The organism is Halorussus salinus, from assembly GCF_004765815.2.
Lineage (GTDB): Archaea > Halobacteriota > Halobacteria > Halobacteriales > Haladaptataceae > Halorussus > Halorussus salinus.
This window is the reverse complement of the sequence record NZ_ML974127.1, coordinates 142,345-159,225: the sequence shown is the minus strand read 5'-3', so window position 1 is coordinate 159,225 and position 16,881 is coordinate 142,345. Positions and strand designations below refer to the sequence as shown.

The window sequence follows — 16,881 nt, the reverse complement described above, 5'->3', positions numbered from 1 at the left end:
GCAGGCGGTTGGGGAGGACGAGGAGCGGTGCGGTATGATAGGCGTCGGCATCAGGGCGGTTCGCGGATGCTGTGCAGTTCGCGGTCGCGGTGCTGTGCGGTCGCGGTTTCGTCGAACGCCAGTCATCACGTTCTATCGACCCCACAGCCGTTTCGAAAACCGATGCAAAAATCCCAACGTCCCCCTACTCCGGATACTCATCGAACTCCTCGACGCGCTCGTCTTCGACGTACACCTCGACGGTCACGTCGCCCTCCAGAATCTCGACCGCCATCATCGTCGCCACGTTCGCGGGGTCGGCACCGGTCGCGCTCCCCGGATTCAAGAACCGGATGCCCTCGATGTCGTCGTCCACGACCGCGTGGGTGTGGCCCGCGACCGCGATGCCCGGCCCAGTCAACTCGTCGCTGATGGCCTCCGCGATGGTCTCCTCGTACTCCGCTTCCGTGGCCGCCGTTCCGTGGGTCACGACGAACGTCGTGCCCGACACCTCGACGGTGGCGACGGTCGGCAGGTCGAGCGACGGCGGGTCCATGTTCCCCGCGACGGCCGTGAACTCCTCGGCCGCGAGGTCCGCGACGGTCTCGTAGGCCGCGGGACTGTCGAAGTCGCCCGCGTGGATGGTGTGGTCGGCCTCGCGGACCCGGTCGGCCACCCAGTCGGGGAGTCGGTCCGCGCGCGACGGGACGTGCGTGTCACTGAGGATAGCGACTTCCATGCCAGCGCCTTCGGCCGCATCAGTCAAAAGCGTGGAGGCGATTTCCGCGAAAAGCGTGGAAACGGCGAGGAGGCCCACCCGCGGGCGTAGGCGACGACCTTTTGCCCGGCGCGTCCGTGATTACCCACGGGGGAGAAGTGGGTAATGCTATCACAGGGCAGTAAGCTTACAGCCGTACTACTGGTAATCGCGATGCTCGGGTCCGGCGTCGCCGGGGCGACACTCGGGGGGACGACCGCCGACGCGGCGGCCCCGACGGAACGGACGCCGAGCGCGAGCGTACAGGACGGGAGCGCGACGACACAGGACGGGACCGGCGTCGGACAGACCGGGACGAACTGCGCGGCGACTCCACCCGAGAACGGGGCGGACCCCGACTCCGACGTGAAAGGGTGGGAGAACGGCGTCTGGTACGACGAGTCCATCGACGTGAACCAAGACGACGGGGTGCAAAGGGCCGAGCGCCGCAAGATAGTCTCGCGGACGATGGCCCGCGTCGAGGCGGTGCGGTGCGTCGAGTTCGACCAACGCGTGCCCGTGTCGGTCCTCAGCCGCGAGGAGTTCCGCCAGCGACAGGCCAGCCAGAACGCGTCGGCGGAACTCCGCACGTTCGACAACGCGAAGTTCGAGGCGTTGCTCCTCGTCGGCGAGGACGAGGACTCCATCGCGGTCCAGAACGAGAACCGGGGGAGCGGCGTCCTCGGGTTCTACAGCCCGCGAAACGACCGCATCGTCGTCATCGCCGAGAGCGCCGAGGAGCTACGAATCGACGAACTCACGCTGGCTCACGAACTGATGCACGCGTGGCAGGACCAGCAGTTCGACCTCGCGGGGAGTCCCTTCGACGGGCAACTGCGCGACCAAGTGAACGCCCGGAACGGCGTCGTCGAGGGGGACGCGAGCTACACCGAGACGCTCTACCAGCGACAGTGCGGCGCGAACTGGGACTGTCTCGACGCGACGCGGAGCGGGAGCGCGGGTCAGCTCGCCAACATCGGGGTCTACCTGATGAAGTTCCAGCCCTACAGCGACGGTCCGGCGTTCGTCCGCATGGTCCGGAACGTCGGCGGATGGGAGGCCGTCAACGACCTCTACGGGAACCTGCCCGCGAGTACCGAGCAGGTCATCCACCCGCTCCGGTACGAGAGCGACCCGCCGACCAACGTGACGCTGAACGACACCGCGACCGATAGCTGGTCGCGCGTGCGAGCGCCCGACCGGCCGGGCTACGCCCGACTCGGCGAGGCCGCGGTGATGATGTCGTTCGTCTACCCCTACTACCACAGCCAAGGCCAGACGCAACTCGTCTCGGCCGCCGAGTGGTTCGACTACAACCAGTCGGGCAACGTCAGCGAGTTCGACCCGCTGAACTACGAGTCGAACTACTCGACAGGGTGGGACGGCGACCGACTCCACGTCTACGAGAACGAGAACGGCTCGCTGAGCTACGTCTGGAAGCTGGCGTGGGACTCACCGCAGAACGCCCAGCAGTTCGTGGGTGGCTACGAGCGACTGCTGCAGTACTGGGGTGGCCAGCAGATCGGCCCGAACGCGTGGCGCATCCCGGACGGCAAGTTCGCCGACGCGTTCTACGTGGACATCGACGGCCGGAACGTGACCATCGTAAACGCGCCGACCGTCGCGGAGCTATCGGAAGTCCGGCCCGAAGTCGGTCCGGTGACGGTGACGAACGCGACGACCGAATCGAGCGACGCGAACGAGACGACGGCGACGTAGCGCGAGACGACACGGCGCGACGAGGAGTAGTCGAACACGACCCCGCCGACCTTTTTTGCTACTCGGGACCGACGTGTCGGGCATGGACGAGACCCACGTCGTGACCTGTTTCCTGCGGAACCGCGGCGAAGTACTCCTCCTGCGTCGCTCCGAGGAGGTCGGGTCCTATCCCGGCAGATGGGGCGGCGTCGCGGGTCACGCCGAGGGCGACCCCGACCGGGCGGCCCGCGACGAGATAGCAGAGGAGACGGGGCTTCTGGACGCCTGCACGCTCGCTCGGGAAGGCGTGACGTTCACCTTCGAGGACGAGGACCTCGGTATCGCGTGGACCGTCCACCCCTATCTCTTCGACTGCGAGCGCCGCGACGCCGAGACCGACTGGGAGACTAGCGAGTTCGAGTGGGTCCACCCGACCGAGATACTGCGGCGCGAGACCGTCCCGAACCTCTGGGCGTCGTACTCGCGGGTCGGCCCGACCATCCGGCAGGTCGCCGAGGATTCGGACCACGGGTCGGCGTACCTCTCGGTCCGGGCGCTGGAGGTTCTGCGCGACCGGGCGGGGTCGTTCGCGGAGCGCGACGGAGTCGGGTGGGCGCAACTCGTCGCCGTCGCCGAAAAGCTCCTCGACGCCCGCCCGAGCATGGCCGCGGTCGCCAATCGCGTGAACCGCGCGATGGCCGCGGCCGCAGAGGAGCGAAGCCCGACGGCCGTCGAGCGCGCCGCCCGCGAGGGCATCGAGCGAGCCTACCGCGCGGACGAGGAGGCCGCCGCGAACGCCGCCGACGAGATTCGGGGCGAGTCGGTCCTGACCCTCTCGCGGTCGGGAACCCTGCTGGACGCCCTGCCCGCGGCCCGGCGGGTCTTCGTCGCCGAGTCGCGCCCGGCACGGGAGGGCGTCGGCGTCGCCGCAGAGTTGGCCGCGAGCGGCGGGGAATCCGACGGCTCCGGTCCCCGCGTGACGCTCCACACCGACGCCGCAGTCGCCCACGTGCTGGCGACCGAGGAGGTAGACCGCATGGTCGTCGGCGCGGACGCGATTCTGCCCGACGGGCGCGTCGTGAACAAGACCGGGACGCGGGGCGCGGCACTCGCCGCGAGTCGCGAGGGCATCCCGGTCTACGCCGTCGCCGCGAGCGACAAGGTGCGGACCGACGACGCGGTGCATCTGGAGAACGGCGACCCCGCGGCAGTGTACGACGGCGACGCCGAACTCACGGCGCTGAATCCGACCTTCGACGTGACGCCCGCGGCCGCGATTTCGCGGGTCGTCACGGAGCGGGGCGTGCTGGCCGAGAACAGCATCGGAGCCGTAGCTGACGAACTGCGGGTCTCGGCGGCGTGGCGCGACAAATGAGTCGAGTTCACGTACCGCGACGAGAGCAGGTCCGCACCCGAGGATGACGTTTGTCGTAGTTTGGCCCAATTAGTAGAACTTCTAATATTTCAACAGGACTTAATACATCGAGAACAGGTTTATTTTGGTTTATAATCATAATGACTCACTATACTCTGCCTAAGATACATTTCCTTACTTAATTACTTTTATTTCTCCGCGTCCGAATATTTTATTCAACCATGGCACTAATGAATTATTGCAATGTCCGACAAAGACATTCCCCGAAGCAACGACAGCGAAGCGGACAGTGGATTCGATCGACGTAACGTACTGAAGACGCTCGGTGCTGGTGCCGCAGCGACGGCGTTCGGTCTCGGTAACGCCGCCGCGAAAACGCAGGGCGGCCTCAGCGAGTCCGACATTCCGTGGGACTTCACGGAGATCGAAGGCGGCCGAAAGAAGGGCCTCCTCAAGCGTCTCAGCCAAACGTCGGAGTACGACCAGCTCCTCGACATCGTCGCCGAGAAAGGTGGCGAACTTACCGAAACTTCCGAGGCCGCGCGTCTCGAGGCGAACGGTAAGACCCGCGAAGTCGTCTCGGTTGCCGTCGACTCGGACTCCGAGGGCGAACTCTTCGTGAACATCGGCCGCGACCTCAGCGAGGGCGTCTCGGTCGCTAACGTCACCGAGAAGTTCTACGCAGACGACGGCATTCTCCAGAAGAAAGTCGTCTACGACGTTCTGAGCGACGCCGACCTCAGCACCGCGACCACCGACAACGTCGCCATCGAGTCGACGAGCTTCGGCGCGACGAAGAAGGTCGTCGAGGTCGAGGACGAGATTCGGACGGCCATCGACAACGCCAAAGACCGCATCGAGGGCGAGTCTGGAGACCAGATCACCACGCAAGGCGTCTGTGGCGAGTGTAAGTGGGCCGCGGTCCTCATCTGTCAGAACGGCTGTGGACTCGCTGGCGGTCTCGCCTGTGGTATCCTCGGCATCACCGCCATCGGCGGTGTCGCCTGTACGACGCTCGTCAGTGTCACCTGCTCGCTGGCGGCCTACTACGGCTGCTCGGAGACGGGCGTCGGCGAGGCGGCGTGCGAAGAAGTCGGTCTCTGCTGAGTTGGCCGATAGTTCCGGCGACGATCTGCACCGCATACTTTCCAATTCGTTTCTTTTTTGCTGATGGTTGCTCGCTGTCCTATCACATTCTTCGTATTACCGGTAGTCTGCTCAGATCGACCACGTTCGAGCGCGGTTAAACCGCGTCGATCCGTCCTCTTCGAAGAACGACATAAAAAGACACTGGCAAAAAGTATATGCACTATACTGTATAAAATACGCACAGGTAAGATACTGAAATATGAACTCACGTAACAACGTCATCATCTTGGCGGCGATAGTACTCGCAATCGGTTCTTTCTACGCTGTTCAGCAGCTGACGGGTAGCACGTCGATAGCTATCGGCGTCGGATTGGTCGTCGGTGTGATACTCCCGACCATCCTCACCAACTTCCTATCGGGTAGCGAATTAGGATAGGCTCCTCGGAAGAAAAACGAGGTCGAACGACGAGTAACGTCGTCTCGCAGAAAACACCGAGCAGTTTTAGAGTGTGTTGCGACGGAGTGGATTGTCTTGCGTGACGCTTTTTATACTACCCCGTCTACTCGTCGATGGCGGCAGTGACGAGGGTTACCCCCACCGAGCCCCTTGTGACGAGGCCTTTCATCCGAGCCGCCTTCCGAAACGGAACCGAAGAACTTCTGCGACCCGAAGATTCAACCGCCGAGGAGACCGACTGCCAGCCATGCAGTTACAACGTCTCGGCGTTCACGAGTCCGTCGGCGCGGTGTTCCCGCCCGAACGACTCCGCGACGCGCTCGCGGACGAGGAGTCGGACCTCGCGGTCCCCGTCGTCGGTGACGACGAACTGGCCGACTGCGACGCGGTCGTGACCTTCGAGTACGCCGAGGAGTTCCTCGACGCCGAAATCGGGTGGATTCACTCGATTCAGGCCGGGTACGACAGGTTTCCCCTCGACCGTCTCGAAGCGGAGGGCGTCGCCCTGACCAACAGCACGGGCATCCACGACGCCAGCGTCGGCGAGTTCGCGGTCGGCCTGATGCTCTCGTTCGCGCGCCGCATCCACACGTACGTCCGGAGCCAGCAGGCCCGCGAGTGGACCCACCCCGAATGGGACGAGCCGTTCACGCTCGACGGCGAGGAGTTGTGCGTCGTCGGTCTCGGGACCCTCGGGCGGGGCATCGCCGAGCGCGCCGACGCGCTTGGCATGGAAGTCGTCGGCGTCCGGCGCTCGGGCGAACCGACGCCGCACACCGAGGAGGTCTACACGCCCGACCGACTCCACGAAGCCATCGCGGACGCTCGCTTCGTCGCCCTCGCGGTGCCGCTGACAGACGAAACCGAGGGACTGGTCGGTGCCCCGGAGTTCGACGCGATGGCCGAGGAGGCCTACCTGCTCAACGTCGCCCGCGGGTCGGTCGTCGTGGAAGACGAGTTGGTCGCCGCGCTCCGCGAGGGCGCAATCGCGGGCGCTGGCCTCGACGTGTTCGAGGAGGAACCGCTCCCCGAGGACTCGCCGCTGTGGGACTTCGAGGAGGTCGTCGTGACGCCCCACCGCGCCGCGGCCGAGCGCGATTACTACCGGCACATCGCGGACTTGGTTCGCCGGAACGTCGAGCGCGTGCAGAAGGGCGAGGAGTTGACGAATCGAGTAGTGTGAAAAGCAGAGTTCTCTTTCTTCGTCCGTTTACCCGCAGAACTCAGCCGCCGCCTCGGTCACGATTTCGGCCACCTCGACCACCTCGTCGGTGTAGACGAACTCGCCCGCGCCGTGGATGTTCTCGCCGTCCGGGCCGACGATGACCGTCGGGAGACCCGCGCGGTCGCCCAGATAGTTGAAGTCGCCGACGCTGGCGAAGTAGCCGAGTTCGGGGTCCACGCCCGCGACGCTCCGCGTCGCGTCCTGCAAGGCCCCGACGAGTGGATGCTCCTCGTCGGTGACGTAAGGGCCGTACTTGATGCCGGGGTCGGGAGCCTCCCGGAAGCTGATTTCGACCTCGCTGTCGAGGTCCAAGTCCGTGACGGCCTCCTCGGCGTCGGCGCGCACGGCCTCCTCGGTTTCGCCGATGACCACGTGGCGGTCCACCATCAGGTGGGCGCGTTCGGGCACCGAGAGCGTCTGACTGCCGGAGTCGAGGAGCAAGGGGCAGACCGACCCGTCGCCCAACTTCTCGTGGCTCCCGACCTCGATTTCGGTCAGGCGCTCGGCGAGTCGTCCGGCGTCCACCAGCGCGCTCGTGCCCTTATGGGGTTGCGAGCCGTGGGCCGCCTTGCCTTTGACCGTGATGTCGTAGAGGTAGCGCCCGCGCGCCCCGAGCAGGAGCGCGGGGTTGTCGATGTCCGCCTGCGCGAGAATCGGGCCGGGTTCGGTCACGATGGCGGCGTCGCAGTCGTCGGTGATGCCGTCCCGGATGAGTCGGTCGGTGCCGAGACCGTACGGTCCCTCCTCGTCCACGACCGCGGTCAGAAGCACGTCGCCGCGCAACTGGCCGTTCTCCTCGGCCTCCGCCAGCGCCTCGAACGCTTTCATCACCGCGGCGAGACCGCCCTTCATGTCGCAGGCTCCCTGCCCGTAGAGTTTGCCGTCCTCGATGCGGCCCGAGCAGGGGTCCTCGTCCCAGTCCTCGACCAGTTTCACGGTGTCCATGTGGGCGTTCAGCAGGAGCGTCGGCGCGTCGGGGTCGGTCCCCTCCAAGCGGGCGAGTACGTTGTCGCCCTCGTACTCGGTAATCTCGGGTTCGCTGACGTGGTGGTACTCGGGGTCGAGGTCCCGGTCGTCCAGCCACTCGTAGACGAACTCCGCGAGGGCGTGCTCCTCGAAGTACGGACTCGGAATCCGGACCAGCCGCTGGAGCAGGTCGATGGTCTCGTCGGGGTCCACCTCGAACGTCGAAGGAGCCTCCTCAGTCATCGCTCGCACCTCCGACGCGGTCGTCGCTCGCGCCGACGCTCTCGTCGGTCGCGTGCCCCACGTTCGGGTCGTACTCGTCGGAGGCGACGCCCGGCAGGGTGTCGAGGATTGCCTCCACGTCGGTCCCCTTCTGCTCGCCGCGGTACCAGTAGACGCCGAAGACGACGATGCCGACCGCCAGCCACGGCAGGTAGATGGCGAGCGTCGAGAGCGCCCCGAAGTCGAGCGCGACGAGCGCGCTCCAGTTAGCCGCCTGCGTCAGCAGGCCGACGGAGCCGAGTCCGCCGACGACTATCGGGAGGTAGAGCCACTTGCCGGGGTTGAATCCCGCAGTCGCCGCCTTCTCGGGGTTGGTCGCGTAGAGGTAGCCCGCGGCAACCGCGACCGAGGCGTACGCGATGAGGTAGCTGAAGGTGGCGATGGCGAGCGCCTGATTCAGGCCCGCACTCCAGAAGGTCAGGCTCGCGGCGACGACGTAGAGGGTCAACAGCGACCAGTGGGGCGTGCCGAACCGGTCGCTCACTTCCGAGAACTTCGCGGGGAAGACCTCGTCCCACGACCACGAGTAGGGCATCTTGATGCCCGCGGCCATCACCGCGTGGACCGACGAGGCCGTAGCCAGCAGGCCGCCGAACGCGACGACCGCGGTGCCCGTGTCGCCGAGGAACGCTTCCGCCGCGGTCGCCAGCGGACGCGCCGAGTTCGCCAGCGTCGTGTAGTCGCCGACGACGCCGTAGATGACCGCCGCGGTCCAGACGTACAGCGTGATGAGGACGAAGGTGCCGCCCGCCATCGCCAGCGGGAGGTTCCGCGAGGGGTTCTTGACCTCCGCGCCCATCTGCCCGGCGACCGCGATGCCGATGTAGGCGTAGAACAGCGGGACGGCGGCCGCGACGAACCCGTCGAACCCGCCCGTGAAAAACGGTTGGTAGTTCGCCATGTCGACGTTTGCCGACCCCGGAATTACCAGCACCAGAATCGACAGCATCAGCACGCCGAAGATGGCGTTCTGCGAGATGCTGTAGCCTTTCGTTCCCACGAGGTTCACGAGAAACAGGACGGTCAACAGGCCGAAACCGGCGAGGGCGGGGTCCACCGAGGGGTAGAACACCTGCAAGTAGCTCCCGAAGCCGATTGCCAGCACGGCGTCGGCGGCCATGTAGCCGAGCCACTTCGACCACGTGACGAGAAAGCCCGGCAGGCGACTCCCGAACGTTCGAGAGACGTAGGCGTACGACCCCGCGGCCGCCGGGAAGATGGTGGCCATCCAACTGTAGTTGATAGCGATGCTCATCGCCAGCAGGCCCGAGAGGATAACCACGAGAATGACGCTCGGTCCCGTGGTCGCGCTCGCGGTGCCGAGCGTGACGAACAGTCCCGCGCCGAGGGTCCCGGCCACGACGGTACTCATCGCCGCCAGCGGTCCCATGTCCCGCGAGAGACTCCTGTCGTCTCTGGATTGTGATGACATACCCTATCATACTCGAATGGGTGGGCAAAGCCCCCGTGCCTAGAATGGAAGGGGGAGGCTCGGCGAAGTCGTATCGGTCGATTTCGTTCCGAAGGGTCGTTCTCGCTAGTAAATAGGGCAGAACCGGAACCGAGTCGTCACGCCTCGCCCAGCAGTTTCACTTCGGCCTTCCGGAGGTGTTCGAGGAGAGTCGCCTTCGAGATTTCGAGGTCGTCGGCCAGTTCCGTCGCCGAGACTTCGCGGGGCCACGTGTAGTAACCCCGCTGGCGGGCGAGTTCGAAGACCTCGCGCTGGCGGGCCGAGAGCGCGTCGGTCCGAAACATCCCGCTCCCGGCGCTGGGCGCGGTGATGAGTTCGACCGCCACGTCGGCGTCCATCTCGTCGCGCACCGCGTCGATGCGCTCGTGGACGCCGGTGCGACTCTCGTTGACGATGACGGTCCAGTACTCCCGGCCGTCGTACATCCGGACCGGTTCGTCCGGGATGAACCCCCGCGAGACCAGCGCGTCGTTGATGCTCTTTGCCATGTCGTATCGCACCACGATGCCGCGACTCGCGCTCCCCGGAACCTGCGTGTCGGCGTCGGCGTGCGGGTCGGCGGTCTCCCACACCGAGTCGGTGAGCGACGAGGCCCGTATCTCTGCGACCAGTTCGTCCACCTCCGCGGTCGAGTCACCGTAGGCCGTGAACCGGCCGTTGGCCATCCCGTCGATGCGGTGGACGCCGTGGCCCAACAGTCCGCCCGCGGTCCGGTCGGTGACCTCCAGCGTCCAGCAGTCGGGATGCCAGATGTCGAGCGTGAGTCGCAACCCACCCGTGGTATCTCGTGCCATGCGCCTCGGTGGAGGAGATGGAACCCCCGCTTAAATAGCTGTCTCTCGGTCCCTCTCATGGACGGGGGTAGGGTTTTGGCCGCGTCGTCCGTGCGAAACCGGCATGGACCTCTACGACGCCTTCGACGCGCCGGTCCCCGCCGTCGTCCTCGCGGAGGGCGAGTTCGGGACCACCGAGGGCAAGACCGCCAACGGCGTGGTGATGCACAGCGAACTGTTCGAGGCCAGAGCCGTCGTGGACTCGACGCAGGCCGGGGAGAACGCGGCCGAGGTACTCGGCCGGGAGGGCGTTCCGGACGTTCCCGTGGTCTCCTCGACCGAGGAGGCCCTCGAATCGGCCCCCGACGCCGAGGCGCTGGTAATCGGCGTCGCGCCCGCGGGCGGCGAGTTGCCCGACGAGTGGGTCGAGGACATCAAGCGGGCGATGCGGGCGGGGTGTGACATCGTCTCCGGACTGCACACCTTCCTCTCGGAGGATTGTCAGTGGCGCGACGTGGCAGACGAGTTCGGCGTCCGCCTGTTCGACGTGCGCAAGCCGCCCGCGGACGACGAGTTGCGCGTTGGCGACGGCCGCGTGGACGACGTAGACGCCGACGTGGTGCTGACGATGGGTACCGACTGTGCGGTCGGCAAACGCACGACCACCTTCGAACTCTACCGGGCCGCGACGGAGGCGGGTCTCGACGCGGGGTGGGTCGCCACCGGCCAGACCGGTATCATGGTCGGCGCGCATCGGGGCGTCGTCGTCGACCGCGTGCCCGCGGACTTCACCGCGGGCGTCGTGGAGGATTTGGTCTGCTCGGTCGCGGAGGACCACGAAGTCGTCTTCGTGGAGGGGCAAGCCGCGCTGACTCATCGCGCCTACTCGGGCGTGACGCTCTCGCTACTGCACGGTGCGAACCCCGACGCCGTGGTGCTGGTGGACGACCCGAGCAGGGAGGGCCGGACCGACTTCGACCGCTTCTCGGTCGCGGGCGTCGAACGCGAGGTCGCCGCCGTCGAGACGCTGGCGGATGGCGATACCGAAGTCGTCGCACTCTCGACGTGGGGCGACGCCGACGAGGAGTCCGCCGCGTGGGGACTGCCCGCCGGGAACGTCTACGACGAGGAGGGGCCGGGGCGACTCCTCGACGCGACACTGGACGCGCTCTGAGGTCGGCGACCCGTCTCGCCGTCGCCACTGGCGCTACTCCTCGGGAGTCATTCCGGCGTGGTCGTCGGCCTCCCGGACTCGCCACATCCGCGCCCGGAGGTCGTCGGCCATCGCGGGCGCGTCGAGGTCGTCGATGCGGTCCAAGTCGTCGGCCGCGACGGGGAACTGGCGCAGGTCCTTGTGGAGCGCGATACCGGCGTACGCGCCGTCGCCCAGCGAGATGGGCGTCTGGTTCTGGCCGTGGGTCACGTCGCCGACCGCGTAGACCCCGGAGACGCTGGTCTCGCGGTCGTCGTCCACCGCGATGGCTCCGTCCTCGCGCAGGTCACAGCCGAGGTCCGCGGCGAGTTCGTTGTTGTACTCCTTGCCGTAGACCGCGAAGCCGCCGCCGTACTCGCGGGTGTGACCGTCGGCGAACTCCAAGCCGCCGAGCCACGGGTCGGCCTCCTCGCTCTCGTTCCGGTGGTCGGCGTCGCTCGCGCGGTCGGACGCTCGGTCGGCGAACGCGTGGTCCACGCGGTCGCCCACGACCGAGACCGGGTGGGCCTCGACCTGCGCGGCCGCGTCGTCGCTCCACGTGGCCTCCTCGTCGTTCAACAGGAGGTCCACGTCGTCGGTGAAGTTCAACAGCATCATCGCCATCTCGGCGGCGTGGTCGTCGTGCCCGAGGACGAAGACGGGTTCGTCGCCGAGGGTGTAGGCGTCGCAGTGCAGACAGTAGTGGAGTCCCCGACCGGTGAACTGCCGGAGATTGCGGACGTTGGGCGGCGTGTCGGTGAACCCCGTAGCGAGGACCACGCGGTCGGCCCGGAGCGTCACGTTCTCGCCGGTCACGCAGAACTGGGTCCCGTCGCTCTCGTTCTCGAAGTCGGCCGCGTCGGGCGACTGGTCGGGTTCGACACTCCCTATCTCGCGCACGTCGTCGGGGTAGTAGTCCGCGCCGTACTCCTCGAGTTGGTCGATGCCGAGTTCCGTGACCTCGCCGCCGGACGTGTCTTCCGAGACGCCCAGCAGGTTGTGGACCGACGCGACCCACTCGTATCGCCCGCCCTCGCGGTTGACGAGCGCGGTCCGGTGGCCGAGTCGGGTCGCGTAGAGCGCGGTGGTGAGTCCCGCCGGGCCGCCGCCGACGACGACCACCTCGTAGGCCGGAGTCTGGGTCATTACTCACGATACGACGGTGGGCGTGTTGCGACTTGGGGCCGCGAGCGAAAGCGTTTCGTTCTCTCGACAGTGGCGCTCGATTCGACGACCGGCGGGGCGCGCTGGCGACACGTTCGACCCGGCGCGTGCGGGCGCGGCGTGTTCGCGCCGCGCCCACCGCGCGAGGGCCGAGTAGCACAGCGAAGCGAGCAACGCAGGCGGTTGGGGAGGACGAGGAGCGGTGCTGTGCAGGGCGGTGCGGTAGACTCCGTTTTGTCGGCAACAGTTCGCGGTGCGGTGCTGTGCGGTCACGCTGTGGCCGCTTCGCTTCTCACTTTCGTTCGTCGCAGAAACGGGCTGGAAGGGATTTGAACAACGCCGAGACGTTCCGGGCGTGTGGCGCGTCGCGCCATTCCGGGCGTGCGACTCGTCTCGTTCAAATCCCGTCGTGGCCGCTTCGCTCCTCACCTTCGTTCGTCGCAGAAGCGGGCTGGAAGGGATTTGAACCCCTGGCCGTCTGGTGTCTTCCACGACCATCCGGAATCTCCGGGTGAATCGTGCTAAAAGCCAGACGCTCTGCCTAACTGAGCTACCAGCCCTCACTCGTTCGATTGCACCGGGCGTAGTTAAACGTTTAGGATTTCTCGGAAGCTTTACGCCCGCGTCGTCACTCGAACGGGACATGAACGACTTCGCCCGCGAGTGGGACGCCGACCTGCGGGAGTTCGCCGAAGAGTTACTCCGGTACGACACCACCGAGCGAAACGAAGCGCCAGCCCAGCGGTTCGTCCGCGAGCGTCTGGACGACCTCGGGTTCGAGACCTACGAGTGGACCGCCGACGCCGAGGAGTTGGCCAGCCACGACTCCTTCCCGGACGACCCCGACGAGATTCCGGTCGCCGACCGCCCGTCTGTCGGCGGTCTCCTCGAACTGGGCGACCCCGACGCGGGACGGACGCTCGTGTTGAACGGCCACGTGGACGTGGTCCCGGCCGCCAGCGAGTCGTGGTCGAGCGACCCCTTCGAGCCGACGTGGCGCGAGATAGACGGCGACGAACGGCTCACTGCCCGCGGCGCGGCCGACATGAAGTGCGGTCTCGCGGCCTGCGTCTTCGCGGCGAAACAACTCGACGCGACCGCCCCGAACTCCCTCGACGGCCGGGTCGTAGTCGAGAGCGTCGTCGGCGAGGAGTCCGGCGGCGTCGGCGCGGCCGCGGCCGCGCTCTCGAACCCCTACCCCTTCGAGCGCGACGCCGCCATCATCGCCGAGCCGACCGACTTGCGGCCCGTTACCGCCGCGGAGGGGAGCCTGATGAAGCGCCTCCGACTCGAAGGCCGGTCGGCCCACGCCGCGACGCGGTGGCGCGGCGAGGACGTTCTCCCGCGCTTCGAGGAGATACGCCGGGCGTTCCGGGACCTCGAAACCGAGCGCGGCGAGACCGTGACCCATCCCCTCTACGACGAGTTCCCCGTCCCGTGGCCGGTGGTCGTCGGGCGCGTCGAGGCGGGCGACTGGGCCTCGTCGGTCCCGGCCGACCTCACCGCCGAGGTCCGAATCGGCGTCGCGCCGGGCGAGACCGTCGCCGAGGTCGAGGAGACCTTCGACCAGCGACTCGCCGAGGTGGTCGCCGCCGACGACTGGCTGGCCGCCCATCCGCCGGAGTTCGAGCGGTTTTCGGTCCAGTTCGAACCCTCCGAAATCGACGCCGACGAACCGGTCGTCGGCGCGGTCCAGCGCGCGATGGAGGCGAACGACCTCGGCGGTTCGCGGACCGAACCGCAGGGCGCGACCTACGGCGCGGACGCTCGCTGGTACGTCGAGGCCGGAATCCCGACCGTGATGTTCGGACCGGGGACCATCGAGCAGGCCCACTTCCCCGACGAGACGATTCGGTGGGCCGAGGTGCTGACCGCTGGCGAGGTGCTTGCGGACGCGGCGAAAGCGTTCCTCAAGTAGGCCCCATCGAGAGGAATCAGATACTCGTCAACTTCTCGCGGGAGAAAGTGTTCTATTTAGAGTCAGGGAGATAGAGGAGTACAAGCCGGTCACGTCGCACTTCGGGCGGCATCGGTTCACGACGTGGTGGCACGTCCAGTAGAACGCGAACGAGGAGTTGATGAAGTACATGCGCGGTGATTCGGTGCGGAAGGGGTCGATGAACGAGCCGATTCACGCGTATCTGCACACGTACTACGAGGACGTGAAGGAGTTGTACCGGAACAACATCTACCGACTGGGCATCTGAGTGGCGATAATCGCTACCGCTTCCGATAGTACTCGTTTGCTCTACTCGGAGTTTCGCTAAATCGTCCGACGGTAGGCGCTCTAGCTTGTATTTAGACGAGTCGGACCTGTCTCACCATTCAATAACGACTCCACCGGCCTTGAGTTCCTCGTCGTCTTCGTCGTCCTCATCTTCTCCGTCTTCGTCACTATTAGTTGAGAATAAGGAAATCTGAGCGGAGAGGTAGATGTGAATAGGGACTGAGATGGGTGCTACTGAAAACGTAGCGAGTGGTCCGAGAGTGGTCGTGAGGTTCTGAAGCAGAGACGTTCCGTCTGCACCTGCGGCAAGGGCGATGATGACTAAGACTGCGATTTCTTGTGCCATAGCTGGTGGTTCCGGGATGTCACATATAAAGCCAAACCCCACCCTGCAAATACGAGATATTTTCCCAAAGAAAATATACCGAATTAAATCTAGAATCGGTATTGGCGGCCTGTATCTGCCAATTAGGATTAATGGACTTGTGGGGGTATAACTTAGTTCGACTAAGCTGTCGGGTAGTTGGAAAGGGTGTGAATGGTCGGATGTGGTGGAGCTATTAGTAGTTCCGGGGCGTCATAGTTCCAACAGGACCGTCTTCCCCACTTCACGAGAACTTCTCGTCCAGCGCCTCGGCGACGACCTCCTCGGGGTCTTTGCCCTCCATCGCCGCGGCGCGGCGCAGTTCCCGGTAGGTCTCAGAGGGGAGCGAAAGCGTGACGCGGCCGGGACGAACGCCGTGGTCCGACAGGGCCTCCTCGACCGGCGTCCCGGCGTTGACCGAACTGGCGACCGACCGGACCTCCCGGACGGTCAGGTCACCATCGAGGACGGCCCACGCGAGTTCGAAGCGGTCCTCGCCGCCGACCCGCGCGATGTGCTTGGCGGCGGTCGGCGCGACCTGTCCCATCGCCACGTAGCGCCGGATGGACTGTGGCAGGTCGTGGACCCGCGCCCACTTGCGGATGAACGCGACCGTCACGTCGCCGCCCGCGCGCTCGGCGGCCGCCTTGTACGAGCCTTCCCCGCGCACCAGCGCCGCGCAGGCGGCCGCGCCCCGGAGCATGAACACGTTGTCCTCGGCTCCGGCAGTGTTTGCCGCGAAGGACGCGACCGTCTCGGCGGCCTCCGCGACGCTCTCGGGGTCGGTTGGGTCGAAGGCCTTGGCCCGCTCGGCGGCCTGCCCCGCGACGGCGGCGTCGCCGCGCACGACTGGCTGGCCGACCGGCTCCTCGCGGTCGGTCGGCGGCGTCGGGCGCTCCTCGTCCGAGGAGTTCCGGCCGCTCCCGGACGACTCCCGACCGCTCCCGGACGACTCGCCTCCGGGCGCGTCCCCGGTTCGGTCCCCGCGTCCGTCTTCGCTCATCGGGAGAACAGTCGGACTCAGCGGGCAAAAGTCCGCGGGTCGCCACAATGGTCGCCCCTAGCTCGAATCGCCAGCGGGCAGACAAGTCGCCGTCCGTCAGCAATTGCTTTCTCCGTGGACGGCTTCCGTCCACACGTGAGACTCCTCAGGCGACTCGCCGAGCGGCGGCGACGGGGCGGTGGAACCGACGAACCGGGCGACAGCACCGACGACGCGCGCGACTACGTCTGCACGCTCTGCGGTGCCAGATTCGCCGAGCGCGCGGTGGTCGTCTGCCCGAAGTGTCGCGGGTTCGTCGTCGAGCGCCGCGAGTAGTCGCTCCTCGCGTCGCACCTCCGGACTCCGTCTTCGCGTCGCGCTTCCGGAATCAGTCCTCGCGCCACGCTTCGCTCTCGGCCCGGTCGCGCCACTCGCGCTGGTACTCCCGTTCACTAACGTGGTTCTGGCCGTCGGCCAGTCGTTCGCGGGCCGACTCCTCGAACTCCGAGAGCGCCGTGAGGAGACCCGCCTCGAACTCCTCGACCAGTTCGTAGGTCCAGCGGTCGCCGACCGCACCCGAGGGGAGGTGGCGGTCCCGCAACTCGTCGGCCAGTTCGTCGTGGCCCGCCTCCCGCAACGTCTCGCGGGCCGCGTCGAAGCGGTCCATCCCGCGGCCGACCTCGTGGTGACAGTCCAACAGGCGGCCGTACCCCCGGCGAACGTGTTCGATGCCGACCTGCATCTCGTGAAGGGCATCCTGTTCGGCGTCCGTGAGTGCTGGTTCGTTCTCCGAGTCGTCGTCCGACATGCCTGACTCGGAGGACTCCACGAGCAAAGGCGTTCTTGCCGTCGCGTCGCGGCCGTCGATGGATTTCTGTGG

Annotated in this window: 16 protein-coding genes and 1 tRNA gene; 8 read left to right on the top strand and 9 right to left on the bottom strand. The window is 66.4% G+C overall.

Features of this window, described 5'->3' with window-relative positions:
- Positions 1 to 184: 184 nt before the first annotated feature.
- Entirely contained in the window at positions 185 to 718 is a 534-nt protein-coding gene (locus tag EPL00_RS00785) for a metallophosphoesterase family protein (protein ID WP_135852293.1), read from the bottom strand.
- A 144-nt stretch (positions 719 to 862) separates the two neighbouring features.
- Between EPL00_RS00785 and EPL00_RS00780 the strand changes: the two genes are divergently transcribed.
- From EPL00_RS00780 to ddh, 4 genes are all read left to right on the top strand, one after another.
- On the top strand, positions 863 to 2,455 hold the full coding sequence (locus tag EPL00_RS00780; protein WP_238398098.1) for an Hvo_1808 family surface protein: 1,593 nt from the start codon (positions 863 to 865) through the stop codon (positions 2,453 to 2,455).
- Between the two features lie 82 nt (positions 2,456 to 2,537).
- Positions 2,538 to 3,809 (top strand): eIF2B alpha/beta/delta subunit family protein, encoded by a 1,272-nt coding sequence (locus EPL00_RS00775; protein ID WP_135852294.1) that lies wholly within the window; start codon positions 2,538 to 2,540, stop codon positions 3,807 to 3,809.
- Between the two features lie 243 nt (positions 3,810 to 4,052).
- The gene (locus tag EPL00_RS00770; RefSeq protein ID WP_135852295.1) at positions 4,053 to 4,916 is read left to right on the top strand and encodes a halocin C8-like domain-containing protein; all 864 of its coding nucleotides are present in this window, start codon (positions 4,053 to 4,055) and stop codon (positions 4,914 to 4,916) included.
- 686 nt (positions 4,917 to 5,602) lie between these two features.
- A complete protein-coding gene (gene ddh, locus EPL00_RS00765; protein ID WP_135852296.1) occupies positions 5,603 to 6,538 on the top strand; it encodes a D-2-hydroxyacid dehydrogenase in 936 nt (311 codons plus the stop codon).
- A gap of 27 nt (positions 6,539 to 6,565) precedes the next feature.
- On the opposite strand, the gene EPL00_RS00760 is transcribed toward ddh, so the two are convergent.
- The 3 genes from EPL00_RS00760 to EPL00_RS00750 form a co-directional block, all read right to left on the bottom strand.
- Positions 6,566 to 7,789 (bottom strand): M20 family metallopeptidase, encoded by a 1,224-nt coding sequence (locus EPL00_RS00760; protein ID WP_135852297.1) that lies wholly within the window; start codon positions 7,787 to 7,789, stop codon positions 6,566 to 6,568.
- Positions 7,782 to 9,260: an APC family permease gene (locus EPL00_RS00755; RefSeq protein WP_135852298.1), complete on the bottom strand. Its 1,479-nt coding sequence runs from the start codon at positions 9,258 to 9,260 to the stop codon at positions 7,782 to 7,784. The genes EPL00_RS00760 and EPL00_RS00755 overlap by 8 nt, the downstream gene beginning before the upstream one ends.
- A gap of 137 nt (positions 9,261 to 9,397) precedes the next feature.
- The gene (locus EPL00_RS00750; protein WP_135852299.1) at positions 9,398 to 10,093 is read right to left on the bottom strand and encodes a helix-turn-helix domain-containing protein; all 696 of its coding nucleotides are present in this window, start codon (positions 10,091 to 10,093) and stop codon (positions 9,398 to 9,400) included.
- A 103-nt stretch (positions 10,094 to 10,196) separates the two neighbouring features.
- Between EPL00_RS00750 and EPL00_RS00745 the strand changes: the two genes are divergently transcribed.
- Positions 10,197 to 11,246, top strand: a complete 1,050-nt coding sequence (locus EPL00_RS00745) for a DUF1611 domain-containing protein (protein ID WP_135852300.1) — start codon at positions 10,197 to 10,199, stop codon at positions 11,244 to 11,246.
- 33 nt (positions 11,247 to 11,279) lie between these two features.
- On the opposite strand, the gene EPL00_RS00740 is transcribed toward EPL00_RS00745, so the two are convergent.
- Together EPL00_RS00740 and EPL00_RS00735 are read right to left on the bottom strand one after the other, a co-directional pair.
- Positions 11,280 to 12,410, bottom strand: a complete 1,131-nt coding sequence (locus tag EPL00_RS00740; protein ID WP_135852301.1) for an NAD(P)/FAD-dependent oxidoreductase — start codon at positions 12,408 to 12,410, stop codon at positions 11,280 to 11,282.
- Positions 12,411 to 12,875: 465 nt separating this feature from the next.
- Positions 12,876 to 12,988: transfer RNA gene (locus EPL00_RS00735), tRNA-Lys, on the bottom strand.
- Between the two features lie 83 nt (positions 12,989 to 13,071).
- On the opposite strand from EPL00_RS00735, the gene EPL00_RS00730 reads away from it, so the two are divergent.
- Both EPL00_RS00730 and EPL00_RS00725 read left to right on the top strand, forming a co-directional pair.
- Positions 13,072 to 14,346 (top strand): M20/M25/M40 family metallo-hydrolase, encoded by a 1,275-nt coding sequence (locus tag EPL00_RS00730; RefSeq protein WP_135852302.1) that lies wholly within the window; start codon positions 13,072 to 13,074, stop codon positions 14,344 to 14,346.
- A gap of 160 nt (positions 14,347 to 14,506) precedes the next feature.
- A complete protein-coding gene (locus EPL00_RS00725; protein WP_135852303.1) occupies positions 14,507 to 14,635 on the top strand; it encodes an integrase in 129 nt (42 codons plus the stop codon).
- 111 nt (positions 14,636 to 14,746) lie between these two features.
- Here EPL00_RS00725 and EPL00_RS00720 read toward each other — a convergent pair whose 3' ends face one another.
- On the bottom strand, positions 14,747 to 15,001 hold the full coding sequence (locus EPL00_RS00720) for a hypothetical protein (protein WP_135852304.1): 255 nt from the start codon (positions 14,999 to 15,001) through the stop codon (positions 14,747 to 14,749).
- A 262-nt stretch (positions 15,002 to 15,263) separates the two neighbouring features.
- Entirely contained in the window at positions 15,264 to 16,022 is a 759-nt protein-coding gene (locus tag EPL00_RS00715; protein WP_238398097.1) for a DUF7119 family protein, read from the bottom strand.
- Positions 16,023 to 16,157: 135 nt separating this feature from the next.
- Between EPL00_RS00715 and EPL00_RS00710 the strand changes: the two genes are divergently transcribed.
- Positions 16,158 to 16,337 carry a hypothetical protein gene (locus EPL00_RS00710; protein WP_135852305.1) on the top strand — a complete coding sequence of 60 codons (180 nt, stop codon included), beginning with the start codon at positions 16,158 to 16,160 and terminating at the stop codon, positions 16,335 to 16,337.
- A gap of 52 nt (positions 16,338 to 16,389) precedes the next feature.
- On the opposite strand, the gene EPL00_RS00705 is transcribed toward EPL00_RS00710, so the two are convergent.
- A complete protein-coding gene (locus EPL00_RS00705) occupies positions 16,390 to 16,809 on the bottom strand; it encodes a hypothetical protein (protein WP_135852306.1) in 420 nt (139 codons plus the stop codon).
- Between the last annotated feature and the right edge of the window lie 72 nt (positions 16,810 to 16,881).